The organism is Paenibacillus sp. J22FR83 (genome assembly GCF_059691955.1).
In genome coordinates this window covers 1-1612 of the sequence record NZ_JCAUAM010000046.1, presented here as the reverse complement: position 1 = coordinate 1612, position 1612 = coordinate 1, and the positions used below count along the sequence as shown (strand labels likewise).

The window sequence follows — 1612 nt, the reverse complement described above, 5'->3', positions numbered from 1 at the left end:
AATCGAGTAGATAGGAGCGGCTAGCCCCTGACCTCTCACACCACCGTACATGCGGGTCCGCATACGGCGGTTCCGAATGGTTAACAAAGTTCCAAATAACGTGAAAGTAAACTTTTCAGCCCTTTCGCTTCCCAATAGGAAGTTGGAAGGGCGTTGTTTGTGTTTCGAGACATTTCCCACGCACCTCGTCTTGAATTTGCCATCACAGAGCAAGCCCATTCTGGTACTCCAAGTGATCGAAGCTCACGAATTCGGGTGCGTACCCGTTTCCATTGCTTCCATAGACACATTCGAAGTCTTCGCCGAATCCACTGATCGAATTTTCCACAGTGGTTCTTTGCTGAGGCCAGTTTAAAATAGCCAATCCATCCTATGAGGTAACGGTTCAGTTGCATGATGCGGTTTTCCATTGACATCGAACGCGTGCGGTTCGTCAGCTCCCGAATCTTCTCTTTAAATCGCGAGAGGGTCTGCGAGGCTATTCGTATCGTTGCTTTCTTGTCACTTAGGAAGCTAAACCCTAGAAACTTTCGTTTCCAAGGTCTGTCTACCGCACTTTTCTCTCGATTCACTTTTAACTTTAACTTTCCTTCCACAAAGCAAGTTATCGACGCCATAACGCGCTGACCTGCACGTTTGCTCGCAACGAAAATGTTACAGTCGTCTGCATAGCGAACGAATCGCAATCCTCGTTTGGTTAGTTCTTTGTCCAGATCATCCAGTAGAATGTTCGCCAAGAGTGGACTTAATGGACCACCTTGAGGCGTTCCTTCTTCTGTTCTCTCTAGCCCCCCGTTTGCCATCACTCCAGCATATAAGTAGGCTCGAATTAGTTTCAGTACGCGCTTGTCTGCCACTCTCCGCGCTACTCTTGCCAAGAGCATGTCATGGTTCACTCGATCAAAGAATTTAGACAAATCCATGTCTACGACCCATCTTAGGCCGCTTTGAATGTAGCGTTGTGCTTGTTTCACTGCGTCATGTGCTCTTTTCCCTTGGCGAAAGCCGTAGCTGTACCACGAAAAGTTTGCGTCGAATATTGGATTCATTACTTGTAGAAGTGCCTGCTGAAGGAATCGGTCCATCACGGTCGGAATACCGAGTAGCCGTACGCCGCCTCCGGGTTTGGGGATTTCCATCCGTTTGACTGGCGAGGGTCTATAGGTTCCCGCGAGGAGTTCGGATTTAACCAATTCCCAGTGTATTTTCAGATAAGCTTGTAGCTCGGCTACCGTTACACTGTCCACACCAGGTGCTCCTCCGTTTTGTAGCACTCGCTTGTAGGCAAGCCGAAGGTTGTCTCCTTCGAGCATTCGCTCCAGTAGGTCGTTATGGTCTTCGCGAGGGGAAGGGTCGATTTGTGCCGACGAAGAACTCGGCGCTCCGACATACCCTAACGGCTTCACCGCTTCTCTTTGCCGTGAACTCTCTTGCGAGATTTTCTGCTGTCTCTGCTCTTCATACGAACGCATCGTTTTCCTCTCTCCTTTCGGTTCGGCCCTTCCGTAGACTGTTGCAACAGCCTACGTACTATGGCTTCTGCTGACTCCTGCGGATTCAGCACAACTTCTCAGTTGTGGTTACGAAGTTACTTCGCTTTTTTTTTTTTTTT

General features: G+C 48.9%; 1 protein-coding gene. It reads right to left on the bottom strand.

Annotated features, from left to right (window positions below):
* Positions 1-80: 80 nt before the first annotated feature.
* Positions 81-1472: a group II intron reverse transcriptase/maturase gene (gene ltrA, locus AC58PV_RS35385; protein ID WP_497437709.1), complete on the bottom strand. Its 1392-nt coding sequence runs from the start codon at positions 1470-1472 to the stop codon at positions 81-83.
* Positions 1473-1612 lie beyond the last annotated feature (140 nt).